Annotated in this window: 19 protein-coding genes; all 19 read right to left on the bottom strand. The window is 67.3% G+C overall.

Annotated elements, in window-relative coordinates:
• Window positions 1-3 precede the first annotated feature (3 nt).
• The gene (locus AMB_RS08975; RefSeq protein WP_011384178.1) at window positions 4-228 is read right to left on the bottom strand and encodes a hypothetical protein; all 225 of its coding nucleotides are present in this window, start codon (window positions 226-228) and stop codon (window positions 4-6) included.
• Window positions 228-683 carry a phage tail terminator protein gene (locus AMB_RS08970; protein ID WP_011384177.1) on the bottom strand — a complete coding sequence of 152 codons (456 nt, stop codon included), beginning with the start codon at window positions 681-683 and terminating at the stop codon, window positions 228-230. The genes AMB_RS08975 and AMB_RS08970 overlap by 1 nt, the downstream gene beginning before the upstream one ends.
• Entirely contained in the window at window positions 680-1297 is a 618-nt protein-coding gene (locus AMB_RS23340) for a phage virion morphogenesis protein (protein ID WP_011384176.1), read from the bottom strand. The genes AMB_RS08970 and AMB_RS23340 overlap by 4 nt, the downstream gene beginning before the upstream one ends.
• Window positions 1297-1713, bottom strand: a complete 417-nt coding sequence (locus AMB_RS08960) for a gp436 family protein (RefSeq protein WP_011384175.1) — start codon at window positions 1711-1713, stop codon at window positions 1297-1299. The genes AMB_RS23340 and AMB_RS08960 overlap by 1 nt, the downstream gene beginning before the upstream one ends.
• A gap of 85 nt (window positions 1714-1798) precedes the next feature.
• Complete coding sequence (locus AMB_RS08955; RefSeq protein WP_043743976.1) at window positions 1799-2026, bottom strand: HI1506-related protein; 228 nt, start codon at window positions 2024-2026, stop codon at window positions 1799-1801.
• 11 nt (window positions 2027-2037) lie between these two features.
• Window positions 2038-2931, bottom strand: a complete 894-nt coding sequence (locus AMB_RS08950) for a Mu-like prophage major head subunit gpT family protein (protein WP_011384173.1) — start codon at window positions 2929-2931, stop codon at window positions 2038-2040.
• Window positions 2932-2943: 12 nt separating this feature from the next.
• Complete coding sequence (locus AMB_RS08945) at window positions 2944-3351, bottom strand: hypothetical protein (protein ID WP_011384172.1); 408 nt, start codon at window positions 3349-3351, stop codon at window positions 2944-2946.
• A complete protein-coding gene (locus tag AMB_RS08940) occupies window positions 3352-4563 on the bottom strand; it encodes a phage protease (RefSeq protein ID WP_043743974.1) in 1212 nt (403 codons plus the stop codon).
• A gap of 396 nt (window positions 4564-4959) precedes the next feature.
• On the bottom strand, window positions 4960-6363 hold the full coding sequence (locus tag AMB_RS23335; protein WP_083763481.1) for a phage head morphogenesis protein: 1404 nt from the start codon (window positions 6361-6363) through the stop codon (window positions 4960-4962).
• A complete protein-coding gene (locus tag AMB_RS08930) occupies window positions 6356-7960 on the bottom strand; it encodes a DUF935 domain-containing protein (RefSeq protein ID WP_011384169.1) in 1605 nt (534 codons plus the stop codon). Before AMB_RS08930 ends, AMB_RS23335 begins: the two co-directional genes overlap by 8 nt.
• Entirely contained in the window at window positions 7960-9597 is a 1638-nt protein-coding gene (locus tag AMB_RS08925; RefSeq protein ID WP_011384168.1) for a hypothetical protein, read from the bottom strand. The genes AMB_RS08930 and AMB_RS08925 overlap by 1 nt, the downstream gene beginning before the upstream one ends.
• Window positions 9598-9732, bottom strand: coding sequence for a hypothetical protein (locus AMB_RS26750; RefSeq protein WP_011384167.1), 135 nt, complete (start codon window positions 9730-9732; stop codon window positions 9598-9600).
• On the bottom strand, window positions 9732-10295 hold the full coding sequence (locus AMB_RS08920) for a DUF3486 family protein (RefSeq protein ID WP_011384166.1): 564 nt from the start codon (window positions 10293-10295) through the stop codon (window positions 9732-9734). The genes AMB_RS26750 and AMB_RS08920 overlap by 1 nt, the downstream gene beginning before the upstream one ends.
• Entirely contained in the window at window positions 10292-10621 is a 330-nt protein-coding gene (locus AMB_RS08915) for a hypothetical protein (RefSeq protein WP_011384165.1), read from the bottom strand. The genes AMB_RS08920 and AMB_RS08915 overlap by 4 nt, the downstream gene beginning before the upstream one ends.
• Window positions 10599-10958, bottom strand: coding sequence for a hypothetical protein (locus tag AMB_RS08910; protein WP_011384164.1), 360 nt, complete (start codon window positions 10956-10958; stop codon window positions 10599-10601). The genes AMB_RS08915 and AMB_RS08910 overlap by 23 nt, the downstream gene beginning before the upstream one ends.
• Window positions 10955-11170, bottom strand: coding sequence for a hypothetical protein (locus tag AMB_RS08905; RefSeq protein ID WP_011384163.1), 216 nt, complete (start codon window positions 11168-11170; stop codon window positions 10955-10957). Before AMB_RS08905 ends, AMB_RS08910 begins: the two co-directional genes overlap by 4 nt.
• The gene (locus AMB_RS08900; RefSeq protein ID WP_011384162.1) at window positions 11163-11747 is read right to left on the bottom strand and encodes a hypothetical protein; all 585 of its coding nucleotides are present in this window, start codon (window positions 11745-11747) and stop codon (window positions 11163-11165) included. Before AMB_RS08900 ends, AMB_RS08905 begins: the two co-directional genes overlap by 8 nt.
• A complete protein-coding gene (locus AMB_RS08895; protein WP_011384161.1) occupies window positions 11744-12484 on the bottom strand; it encodes a transglycosylase SLT domain-containing protein in 741 nt (246 codons plus the stop codon). The genes AMB_RS08900 and AMB_RS08895 overlap by 4 nt, the downstream gene beginning before the upstream one ends.
• A 137-nt stretch (window positions 12485-12621) precedes the next feature.
• Window positions 12622-13005 (bottom strand): hypothetical protein, encoded by a 384-nt coding sequence (locus AMB_RS08890; protein WP_011384160.1) that lies wholly within the window; start codon window positions 13003-13005, stop codon window positions 12622-12624.
• Window positions 13006-13079: the final 74 nt, after the last annotated feature.

The raw sequence follows: 13079 nt of genomic DNA, 5'->3' as shown, positions 1-13079 counted from the left end.
GGATCACTCCTCGTCGAGACGGCTGAACAGGGCGCGCACCGCCGACATGGCCTCGTAGGCCTTGTTGTAGGCGGCGGTGTCGCGGGACAGGGGCGAGTTGTGGACGTGCTTGGCCCACAGCGCATCGAGGTCGGCCTGGGCGGCGGCGGCCTTGCTCTCGGCTTCCGGCGCCGGGGCGGCGGAAACGGTCTTGCCGCCCTTCGGGGTCGGGGTGGTGTCGTCGCTCATCAGAAGCTCCTTATGGTCGGCATCAGGCCGTAGGTTGTGCGGAAGGTCATGCCCCACCACAGTTCGCCATCGGCGAAATCGGCGAGGCCGGCGCCGGCGAAGGTGATGGGACCGAGATTCTCGTTGGGACTCCAGCCCAGCAGGGTGGCCAGCAGATCCTTCTCGATGGCGATCAGCTCCTTGTTCACCCCGGTGCCGGTGGCATTGCCGAACAGGCGCTTGAAGATCATCACCTTGAATTCGGAATACACGCCCTGGGGGCCGCCCTCGGGGGGAATGGCGGCGGGCAGATCGGCCACCGGCAAGACATAGGCGTTGGGGCCGTCGCCCAGCATCGCCCCCTTCTTGGTGGCGGCGGCATAGCCGATGGCGTCCCCGACCACCAGGAACCGCTTCTTGTTTCCGGCGGTCTTGATGTCCGCAATCCGCGTGTTCACCGGGTCGAGATCGATCATGACTGCCCCGGCTTCAGGACGTGATCGAGGACCATTTGACCGTAGGCGGTCTTCTCGGCCTCGTTGATGCCGGCGAAGGGCCGGGCGGGAATGACGATGGTGGCGGCGCCGGCCACGCGGCGGGACTGGGCGACAACCCGCTTGTCGCCTTCGCGGGCGAACAGGAAGCCTTCGAACTCCACCTCGGTGCCGTCCTTGCGCTTGGCGGTGCGGAGCGCCCGGCGCAGCGAAATGCGGGAGTCCAGAACGGTATGGGCATGCCGGCTGATCTGGGCGCCGTTCTGCTGGGCATTGGCATAGGGCAGGTTGGTGCCCCAGCTGACGGAATTGGCGGTGACCTGGCGGGTGAACGAAGACCGGAGCCGCCCCGACCATTGCAGCTTGGCGGTGCGCCCGGCCTTCTCCTTCCGGCGGATGGTACTGGGGGCCAGTGCCGCCCATGCCTGGCCGTCGGGGCCCACCTCGCGCTCGAAGCGCAGATCGGTGGAGGCCATGCCGGCGATGCCGATCTTTTCCATGGGCACGGACAGGTCGCGGGCATTGGCGGCATAGGCCATCAGGCGGCGGCGCAGGCCCGTGTCATCGAAGGTATAGTCTTGGGTCCAGCCAGCCATCAAAACACCTTCAGGCTGTCGCGGTCGAAGAAGCGGTCGTCGCCGGCAAACTGGACGGAATCGGACGCCGGCCGGGCGACCACACCGCCGGCCTGAAGGGTGATCGAGCCGTCCTGGGCCTGAACCAGAGCCTTGAGGGCGCTCGCGTAGCGGGCCTTCACCGCGTCGGAAACCTCGGACTTGTAGAGCAGGAATCGGGCGATATCGCAGGCCCACAGCTGGACCACCGGGTCGACCGGATTAAGCGGCAGGCCGTAGCGCGAGCCCAGATGGGACTCGATGATCCGGCCGGCATCGTCCAGCGCCCGACCGATCACCACCGGATCGGGCTCGCCCGTGCCGGTGCGGTCGGTGAGAGCTGTCAGCTCGTCAACGCCGTAGCGGTCGGTGAGATCCTGGAGGGTGGCGTAAGGCACGGTTCAACATCCGTTGAAAGCTGGTTCGAAGGAGCCCCCGTGGCCGGTGGGGACGGCCACGGGGGAAGGAGCCCAAGCGAGAGGATTACTTGGGCGGATCGGTGTCGGCGGCCTTGCCCTTGGCGGGGGGCTTTCCGGAATTGGCCTCGGGATCGGGCGCGTCGAACTCGTCGACCACCAGATTGTCCTCGGCCTTCAGGGCAGCGATCTGGTCCTTGGTGAACTCGGAGGCGGGAACGGTAGTGGAACCGGTCCAGGCGCGGCCACCACGGCGGAAGCCATCGACCTTGGACAGTACGCGGATCATCTTCATGGGGCGTCTCCTTAAGCGAGCCACGGGCAGACGATCAGCTCGGCCGTACCCTTGTAGACGTTGGTGGCACCGGCCGCGTCGCGTTCGGCATTGAGAATCTCCAGCGCGGCCCCCTCCAGCGCGGGCGGAACGACCAGATGGGTCGGGCGGATGCCGAGCGGGCGGCCGTGATCGCCCTTCATGCCCATCATGGCCTCGCGGGCGGCCTTGTAATGGGCCTTGTCCAGGGTCTGCTTGGACCCCCAGGCCAACTGCCACAGGCCGAAGCCGACGTTGTCGCGGGAATCGACGCCGTAGACGTATTCCTTGCGGTCGAAGACGTTATCATCCGTCTCCTTATCCTTGGGGACGAAGCTGGGCTTCTTGCGCTCCTGGTAGATGACCGGCTTGACCGAACGGGACAGGTCCATCAGGAACCAGGGCGTGCCGGAGCCGCCATCGGTGTTGGCCACCGAGATGACCTGGCCGTTGGCGTCGAGCACCGGATGGTCGGTGTCGAAGAAGTACTGCTTGTCGTAGCAGGGGGTACTGAAGCCGGCCTTGACCTGATCGAACACCAGTTCGTCGGGATGGGCCGCCACCGATTCGCCCATGCCCTTGAACAGGGGCGCGTAGATGCCGAGGTTGTCGTCCTCGATGTCTTCCTTTCCCACGCCGATGGTCAGCTCGAACGGCTTGTTCTTGATGGTGTAGCCGTGGGCGCTGACGCCGTGAACCACGCGGTCACCCAGCCACTCGCGCATGCGCGGGAACTTGCCGAGCCAGCCGTAATCCTCCTCGCGGTTGGAGGAGGGAACCGTCATGGCGACGTGCTGATAATGGGTGACGGTGCCGTCGAGGCCGCCCTGGAAGGAGGCCTTGAAGCCGACAAACAGCGAGCGGAGATTGTTGCCGTTGATGATCATCTGGTTGTGCCCCTACTTGAACTCGACCCAGACGCCCAGGGCGTCCACGTCGAACACCTTGCCCGCCACCGAGCGGGTGTTGGTGGCGCTGGTCTTGGCGACCGTGTGGTCGTCGACGACGTAGCAGTCGCTGCCGATCTCGGCGGCGGTGATGGCGTCGGCGGCGGCGGAATTATCGAAGCGGAAGATGCCGGGGCGGACGCGCAGCGTCAGAGCGCCCTGGGCGCCGCCGGTATTGTCCGCCATCTCCTCGGCCCGGCCGATGGCCACCAGACCGGTGGCGGTGGCCCCCGGCTTGGCGTAGCCGGCGGCCAGCACCACCAGGGCACCTTCGAAGATCTTGACGTTGGCGTCGACCAGCACGGTGCGGGTGCTGCCGGTACGCTCGGGCGTCATCCGCCCCTGGCTCAGAGCGGCCATCTACTTGTCCTCCTTGGTCTTGGCGAACTGCTCGGCAGTCAGGCCCAGCTGGCTAGCCACCGCCAGCTCGTCGGCGGTCAGCGTCTGGGCGCCGGTGGCGGTGCCGGGCGGCGGGGCCTGGGTGGTGCCGCCCTGGGCGGCGGTGGCCACCAGGACGGGGGCCTTCTCGACATAGCCCTTGAAGAACGCCAAGTCCTGGGAGGCCGTCGCCAAGGCCCAATCCTTGAGCGCCGGGGTGATCTTGCCGGCCTTGATGGCGTCATCCACGGCGCGGGCGGCCTCGGACTGGGCGGTCTGGCCCTGCAGCGCGGCCAGCTGGGAGGCCACGGCCAGATGCGCAGTCATGGGGATGTACTGAGTCAGGTCGACGGCACCGCCGGCCTTGGCCTTGTCCGCCAGGGTCTGGGCGGCGGTGGCCAGGGCCGGGAAGGTGGCCGAGGCCTGATCGACGCCCAGCGCGGTGGCCAGACCGGCGAAGGCGGCCTGGGCGGCGGTGGCCACCTGATCCGGGGCGGTGGTTTCGGGCAGGCCCAGGAGCTTGATGGCGACCTTGTGGCCGGCGATCATCTTCTGGGCATGGGCGGCGACGGCTTCCGGCGTGGTGCCGGCGGCCAGGCCGAGCGCATCGAGCAGCGCCTTGAGGATGGGGTCCATGGACTCTCCTTGTTGACCGGCCTGGCCCTGATGGGCCAACGCCGGGATTTCCAGATTAGGCATGGCCACCAGGCCGCCGCCGACGATGCGCAGCACCCGGCCCTGGGGGTCATGGGTAAAGGCCGGGCTGATGTACCGGCACTCCTTGGCCGCAATGCGGGACGCGGCGGTCTCGGTCCAGGCGATGCGGGCATAGAGGCCGTCGGGACGGGCCTCCAACTGCTTGCCCCAGCCCGACGCGATGACGGGCTGGCCGTTCTTGGCGGTCAGCTGGGCCTGGTGTTCGTAATCGAAGGGGTAATCGGCACCCCGCTGGTACGAGCCCGAGGTGGCGATCACTTGGGCCGCATGATCGGGGCCGCTCAGGGTATAGGGGCCACGGCCATCCCTGCCCCGGAAGGTGCCGTAGGGGAGCAGCATGACCCATTCGGGGGCGCCATCGGGAAGCTCAAGTCCGGCCGAAGCAACGACGACCTCGCCCTCGGGCAGAGCGACGGCGCTGGCGGTGGCCAGCGCCGCACCCTGTTCGTCCGCTACATGAGAGGTCCCCTCGGTCATCACGCTTTCCGTCGCTCTTGGTGAGCCGGAAAGGTAGACGGCCGGGCAAAGAACGACCGCGCGGAAGTGTTCCGCGTGCGGGATCGGCGAGGATGGGGATCTGAGGGGATGGCGGCAGGATGCCCCTTGGCCGCCTTCAGCGCAAGAGAGGGATCGAGTCTCCCCGCCGGATGGCTGTCTTTGCCCCTGGGGGCGTTTAATTCCGCGTTTAAGGGATCGGCGGCATGGGCACTGGCGTCATCCCCCTTAAACGGCTTTAAAACGGCCCCGTTGAAATCGGGACCGGAGAGGGCGATAATGAGAGGGTGATCGGTTCGATCGCCGGAAAGCTGACCGTGCGGGGACCGGAAACGATCCCGATGAGGGTAAGGCGCCCCTCCGGACCGATCACCATCCTCATTCCAGACTCCCCTCGATCAGAATATAGCGCCGCCGGTCCTGGCTCAGGATCTGCGCATCCATGCGGCTGGCATGGATGACGGCGTTGGTCTGGACGATGGCGCGCTTGCCGTCGGCCTGGCGCTGCTTGATGGCGTGATTGACGGCGACCACCAGCTTGAGGGTGCGGTCCTCGTCACCGGCGGCGGCGGTGACATACAGCAGGTTCCGCTGGTCGGCATCCCAGATCACCACCTGCGGGTTGGCGATGGAAGACGGGATGCCTTCCAGGTCGGCAAGGTCCGGCGCCTTGCCCAGATCCTTCTTCAGGCGGCGGATGAAATGGGTCAGGTCGCGGTCCAGCAAGGTGATCGCCCCGCTCTCGGGCACGATCTGCTCGGCGGCCAGATGCTCCAGCACCGGCTCGGACAGTGTGCCCACCACCCGCTTGTCGCCCATGGCATGGGCCTGGCCGGTGGCGATTCGCTCGACCCAGGTGGCGAAGTCCGCCTCCAGCGCCGGCAGCATGGCAGTCGCGTCCTTTCCGGCGGCGGCGGCCAAGGCGGGCGGCGCATCCACCCATTTCGCGGCGGCGGCGCGGGCGGCCCGGCCGGGAATGGTCTCGGCCAGCGGCGCTGCCAATGGCGCCGGGGACGGCGATGGGCTAGCGGGGGGCGTTGTCGGTGCCGGCGGGGAGCCTGTCCGGCCGGGGTTATAGGCGAAGCCGGGATCGATGCCGGCGGGGACTTCCGACACCTCGCCGGTGCGGGGATTGATGTAAGCCCTAGGCGGCGCGGGATCAGCGGGCGGGCCATCGGATTCCGTCAGCCCCAGGCGGGCCAGATCGCTCTCCCCCATCTGGGTGACGGTACAGCGGCAGAACCAGCCGTTGGGCGGGAAATGGGTATCCCACCAGGGATGGTCCCAGCGCAGCACGGTGCCGTTCCATTCCCGGTGTTCCGGCCGGGTGCGGCTGTCCAGCACGGCGGAATAGCGCAGGAATGGCGCCAGCTCGGCCGAGCGTTCGATCTGCGCCCAGCGGCCGGCGGCATGGGCGGTGCGCAGATTGGTGTCAAAGATCACATGCAGGCGCCGCGCCGAGCCCAGCTGGACCATCTTGGTTTCGCCGGTCAGCGGGTCCTCCATGGCCTGGCGGCCCCACCAGCCTTTGGCCTGGAGGATGGGGGTGATCTGGCGCCGCCAGTCCTTCTCCAGGGTGCCGTTGGCCAGGGCATCGGCCAGGGACTGGTGCAGATCCTTGAGGATGTCGAAGCCGGTGGACTTGGCCACCGTGAAGGCGGTGGCGTGGTCCTCGTGCCAGAGATCCTGCCAGGCGAAGCTGGGCTCCAGCCGCTTGCCCCTGTTGCGGAAGGCCGCCACCGCTTCGGCGGGGGGCAGCGCCGGCAGCATGGGACTAGCCATTGAGATCGTCGGTTTCGGTGGTGCCGGCCAGACGGGCGGTGAACATGGACCGCGCCAGGGCCTCGGTCAGCTTATCCGTATCCATCGTGCCCAGCAGCTCGGGCAGGCGAGCCAGGAACTCCTCGGGCGTGGCGCAGCGGGCGGCCAGGTCGTGGATCGGCGCGACCATGGGATCGACCAGGGGCTGCCAGTCGGCCAGTTGGGCATCCACCAGGGCGTCGATCACGTCGGTGCCGGTGGCCTGGGCGCTGGATTGCTGCGACTGGGTGGCGATCTGCCCGCCCTCGACGGCGGGATCTGGGGGCGGCTCGGCCGGCGCCGGAGCGCCAACCGAGGGGCGCAGCAGCTTGACGTCCTTGCCCTGGGGCGGGTCGGGCAGGCCGATGACGTCGCGGACCACCGATTGCTCGACCTCGCCGCCCATATCCACGAAGGTCTTGACCGATTCCATGAACAGCTTGGTGTCGACGGGATCTGGGCGGCGGATCACCAGGCGGGGATAGCGATGCTGTGGTCCCTGATTGAGGTCGATGAAGGGACGGACCAGTTGCGCGTTGATGGTGTCGCCGATCTGGTCGGCGTCGTCGCGCTCGATGTCGTCCTTGACCTTGTCGTGGGCCTTGGCGGTGCCCACGTGCTGGCCCACGTCGGTGGTGCCGGTCTGGCCCAATACCGCCTTGGACACCTGCTTGTCGGCCCACTCGGCGAATTCCTTTTGCACCGTGATGGTGCCGCTGATCTTGGCCTCGATCAGCTCGACCATCATGGAATCGGGGATGATGGCGGCGGCGTCCTTGTGCAGGTTACGCACGGCGCGCAGCAAGGTGGCCTTGTCGGGCTCAGAGGCGCCGGAATGGTACTTGCCCAGCCGGATCGGCTGGCCGAACACCTCCAGGAATTCCACCCAGGCCTTGATGTCGAAATTCTTGAACAGGTACAGCCAGGCCATGGCACGGGCCAGGCCGCCCCGGATCGGCAGGCCGGACTTGGTCCTGTGGGTGTGAACGATGTAGCCGAAGGGCTTCAGGGGCTCGGGCATGCCCATGCCGGCGGCGCCGCCCTTGAGCAGCAGGATGCGGCCGTCGACCGGATCGAACTGGAACCAGCGGGGATCGCGCCATTCGATGCGGGTGGGCGTCCACAGGTTGGCGGTGGTGTTCCAGAGGATCTCGCCCACCGAGAACCCCTTGCCCACCGCATCCATCATGTCGAACAGGTATTTGCCGATCACCCCGCTGTCCACCAGGTGCTCGCGCACCAGGTCGGCGATCTTCTGGTCGGCCGTCTCGTCGCTGGCGGCCTCGACGGTGATGGGAAGCTGCGACACCTGCAGGCGCCGCGTGCCCAGCACGGCGCGGTAATGGAGGTCCTTTTCCTCCATGTCCTCGGCCAGTTCGAGATAGGCATCGGCATTGCCCTGCTCGGCCTCGATCAGGATGGAGGCGAGGCGCCGGGGGGTGAGGCCCGAGCTGGGATGGTCCGACAGGATCTGGCGCACGCCGGCGAGCGTCGGCCCGGATTCCTCCTCGGTCAGGCGGTCATATTCGATGGGCCGCCCGGTAACCGGGTCGATCAGGCTGGATTTCTGGGTGGACATCACCATGCTCCTTGGCCGAAGCGGCCATCGTCATCGTCGTCATGGCGGCCGGCTTCCTCGGCCGCCTTCCGGGCGGACTGGTAGCCGTACTCGACCACGCCGCCCAGGGTGGCGGCATAGAAGTTCAGCAGGGCCACGGCGGCGTCGGCGTGGCGCCGGCCGCCGTCGGTGCCCTCGGTGCGGACGTCCACGGGGATCTTGCCGACACCGTTGATCACTCGGAATTGGTGGAGATCGTCCCGGGTGTCGAGATCGTTCGGGATGTGGAAGGTCTTGTCCGCGAAGGCCGCGCTGAACTTTGGCGTAAACTCCCGCGCCCAGACGTCGGAGGGCATCAGCTCGACGATACGCTCGGGGCCGAATTTCTGCCGGGCCTCCTGGGCCAGGACCATGCCGTTGCCGTTGGCGTCGAGTACGCCACCCTGCAGGCGGCGGCGCTCGCGCAGCCAGGTGCCCATGTAGAACAGCAGTTGCTTCTGCTGGTCATAGGGGCATTGGCGCAGTTCGGCGATCAACGGCACATGGCGGTGCAGCATCTGATCGGTGTAACCGGCGGCGTAGGCGGCGCGGTCCTGACGCATGGCGAAGTCGCCGCCCAGCGCGCACAGCGCCCCGGCGGGGAACTTCTCCAACTCGGGCGTGATGTGCTCCTTGATCCACAGATCCATGTGGTCACGGCGCAGTTGTTCGGGCCAGTCGACGAACTCCAGGCTTCCAGCCGGTTCCGGCGGCACCCAGCGCGCCACCCGATAGTCCTGATGCTGGGCCGCCTCGATCAGGGCCAGGGCCAGCATGGTGCCGTCGCCTTCGCGGGGCACGGCGTCCAGTTCTTCGCGCATGGCCTCGGTGCGCGAACCGTAGGACCGGCGAATCTTGGAATACCACGCCGCCTTGTCCTGGGGGCTCATGGCGCGGTTCTTGACGGCGCACATGCGCTCGTACAGGCCACCGGCGACGGCGTCGTCGAAGGTGGCGCGATGCAGCGATGCCTCCTGGATGCCGGTGCGGATCTCCTTGATCAGGGTGTTGTAGGCATTGGTGTTGCCGTTGTGGGTGCTGATGATGCGGATCTTGCCGCCCCAGATCAGCAGGGCCAGGCAGGCCTCGATCACCTTGCCCACATCCTGGTGGAAGGCGGCCTCGTCGATCACCACGATGCCTTGCAGGCCGCGAATGTTGGCGGGCCGGGACGACAGGGCGGAGATGCGATGGCCAGAGGCGAAGGTGATGCGGAAGGCGGCGATCTGGCGGGTCTTGGCCTCGCCGCGCTCGTCGACTTCCACGTCCTCAAAGACGAACTCCTCGATGTCCAGCAATTCACCGGCAAGGCGCGAGGCGAATCCGGCGCAGGTGGCGACGAACTCGCGGCCCTTTTCCTTGGTGTCGCCGATGTACCAGATATCGTCGCCGCCGGCCGATTTGGCGGCGGCGGCAATCAGCGTGTCGTCCCAGGCCTCTGCCCAGGTAAAGCCGGTGCGGCGCCCCTTCTCCGCCGCCTTAAAGGCGGATTGATCCTCGACCCACCGCTTCTGGTGGGCCATGAGGATGCCCTCGCCCAGCGGGTCGTAGGTGGAAAGCGCCGAAGTGCCCCATAGATCATCGATCAGGGATTTGGGTGGCACCCATTCAACGGCCATTTAAGCCCCCTGCCAAAGCCAGAAGGCGATCAGCGGAGGAATTCCCACCAGAAAAGCGGCGCGCCCAGTCAGACAGGCCGCGATCCATAGACCCACAATCGGCAAGACCTGGGCCAGGGCGACGAAAACCTGCATCACGCCATCCCCGCGATGTCGCGCCGCAGTTGGGCGAGGCGCTCGGACGACAGGCCCCTTTCGCCGGCCTTGGTGGCGGCACGTTCGGCCTTGTCCACCAGGGCGGAGGCAGCCTTTGCCATCTCCGCCTTGACCTCGGCCTGAAAGCGCTTCAGCCCCACCGATGAGCGGGTCAGGGTGGCGATGTTCTTGGCGGCGCCGGACAGCAGCTTGACCCGGTCGGCGGACGGCAAGTCCTCCTCGGACGCTTCCTGCAGGTTGATGATGGTCTCGAACAACTCGGACTGGATCAGGGCGGTCAGCGCCTCGGACCGGACATCCTGATCGTCGGGCGACGCATCGGCCAACAGCTTGGCCGCCTCGGTCGAGGCGCGGATCGCCGCCAGGCGCCGTTCCAGCTTCTGGCCGTAGCGGTGAATGGCCGACTTGCTGATGCCATAGCCGCGTTGCCTCAACGCCTCTTCAAGGCGCTGGTAACCGCTGAAATTGCCGTCGGCCAGCGCCCGGTCGAGCCAGGTCTTGACCGAGGGCGGCAATTCGGCGACGCCGCCACGCGACGTCATGAGTTCGCCCAGTACTTGACCGGCCGGGCGATGCCGGGCGCGCAGTCGATGGTGTATTCGGCGATGTCGGTGCCATAGCGGGTGAGATTGGCCCACCACGGCCCCGCCGGGTCCTTGCGCAACTCCACCAGGTTGCGGTCCTTGAGATAGTCCAGCGCCTTCCTGATCTCCAGCGGCGTGGAATCGGGATACATCGCCTGGGCGATGGACAGGATCACGGTCTCGTTGAGTTCCACCGGAGCGGAATTGTTGCAGGCCAGGATGATCAGCCAGCGCAGCGTCTCGCGCCGGACCTTGTCGGGATCAACGGGCAGGGCGGTGCTCATGCAAGGCTCCTTCGCGCAGCAGCATGGTGATCTGGGTGTTGATGGCGTCGAGCTTGGCCTCGATCACCGTCTGGTTGCGGACGTAGTCCTCGCGGCGCACGTAGTGCAGGGGCAGATCCGCCTGCCAGCGCAGGAAGGCCTTTTCCAGCTCCTGCACGTCGGCATTGGTGGCCTCGATCGTGGCGAAGCGGGAATCAATGGCGGTGAAGCGGGCGTCCAACTGCTTGGACACCTGGCCCAGCAGCACCTTGCCCGCGCCGAACAGGAAGGTGAGGCCGAGCAGCAAAAGGCCGCCCAGGGCGGTCATCAATTGCCACAGGTCAATCTGAATGGTCATCGCCCCCCCTTGTCCAATTGGTGACTGCACGGCCCACACAACGCCCCGACCTCCGGCTTGCCGCCGCAAGTGCGGCAAAAGGCCGGGGACGGATCGACCTCCCAATGGGGATCGGGGATGACCTGGGGCCGGGGCTTGACCCCGGCGCGGGCCAGGGATCGCATCAGGTGGCGCTCCTGGATGGTCTGCGCATCGTCGCCGAAGTCACTCATGGCCGGAGTTCGGGGCGCGGGCGGCGTCCTGGGCGGCACGGGCCGCAATCGTGGCCACGTCTACGGCGTGCTGTCCGATTGAAGCCGCTTCGTCGCCGCCGCTTTTGAGGAGTTCCACAGCGTCAAGGGCCCGACCGAGGGCGGCACGTAATTGCGCACAGCCTCCAGCGCCGGCATCGGCTTTGCCGTCGGCGCCACCACCACCGCGCCGATCCGCTCCGGCGAGGGCGAGCAGGCGGTCACGAGCAGCGTCAAGGTCGCCAGACAGGCGAACACTCTCAGCCTGGGCGCGGGCGCTATCCTGGGAGAGGCGGGCATAGTCGTTCTCCAGCTTGGTGTACCGGTCGATCTGATCCTGCATCAGGCGCAGGACGATTTCGGTCTGGTCGGACAGGGTCTGGGCGGCATCGGCCCGCAGGCCGGCGACAGCCTGGCCGTGGAGGGCGGAGTCGTAGCGGTGGACCATGATGCCGGTGGCCACCGATCCGGCGGCGGCCAGAGCCAGGGCGGCGATGATGCTCCAGCCCAGCAGGGCGGCCGAGGGGAACCCCAGGAAGGCGGCAAGACGACCGATCACAGCCCCGCCTCCATGCGGGCGGTGTATTCGGCGATGCGCGACACATAGGTCAGGGTCTCCGCCGAATGCTGGCCGGTCACATGGCCCAGGCAAGGGGCAATCACGACCCACAGCCGTGCGCCGCCGCAGGTCTCCTGGGCCTTGAGGATATTGCCCGCCCCGGCGTTGTAGCTGGCCTGGGCCAGGGGCTGGCGGTCATGGGGGGAACGCCCGTTGCGCCACATCTGGCGCAGCTTGGCCATGTAGTAGGCACCGGCCTCGATGGCGATGGGGGCATGGGGGGACACCCCCCCCAGGCGCAGCTCGCGGGTCACCTGGTCCCAGGTGCCGGGCATGAACTGCGCCAGGCCCTTGGCGCCCACCGGCGACACCGCGGCCGGGTCGAGGCGGCTTTCGGCGTACAACTGGGCCTTCCAGGACGCAGGCCGGGGATAGTCGGGCCAGTAGGTTTTGACCGCCCGGTCGATCTCGGCATCGTAGCGCGACGGGTAGACCGTGCCGGCATTGGCCGCCGAGCAGCCCATCAGGGCGCCCAGCAGCAGGGCCAAGCCGACAAAGCGCAGACCATAATAGAGGGCGAGCGCAATGGGGTTTTTGGCCATCTGCTCCATGCTGTCGTCGAAGGTCCGCTTGGCGCGCTGGTCGAGGTGGGAGGACAGCCAGATCAGGCCGAGGATAGCCAAGATGGCGAAACCCACCCGCAGCAGGATGGCGGTGATGGCGAAGTCATCGAACATGGAAAACCCCCGACGAATGGATCGGGGGTCAGCGTAGGGGCGGTGGGGGAAGCGGCCTCGCGGAAGTGTTCCGCCGGAGGGGGGTGGCGAGGTTCAGACGGAGGATTGCATACGGGTGTGCGGACAGTCAATCCGGGTTACAGCAGCTCGCCCTGGCGCCCATCCTTGTCCTTGGAGCCGTTGCGGACCATGCGGACATAGCGGGCCGTGCAGCCCACCGCCCGCGCCGCATCGGTGGTCCCGCCGGGATCGAGGCGGCGCAGCGCCGCCTTGACGCTGCCCAGGCCGGCGGCGCGGGGGATGTCGTTGTCCTTGCCGCCATATTGCTCGGCCAGCACCAGGGCGGCCTCCAGGCTGATGACCTTGCAGATCTCGTTGTCGGGATTCGGGTTGGCCGGGATGTAGCGCTTGGTCCCGCCCCAGGCGGCGGCCAGCTTCAACGCCTCGCCGCCATGGCCGCGCCGCGCCAACTCGCCCAGCAGGCCGGGCAGATGGTCGGGATTGGTGGCATGGCTATTCACGGCATCACCTTTTGGTGGACATGGGGGCCGGGGCCACGAGATGCTTTTCCGCTCCGGGACCGATCAGGGGAAAC

This window comes from Paramagnetospirillum magneticum AMB-1 (genome assembly GCF_000009985.1).
GTDB lineage: Bacteria > Pseudomonadota > Alphaproteobacteria > Rhodospirillales > Magnetospirillaceae > Phaeospirillum > Phaeospirillum magneticum.
The sequence above is the reverse complement of the archived record's forward strand: the minus strand, read 5'-3'. Positions and strand labels throughout refer to the sequence as shown.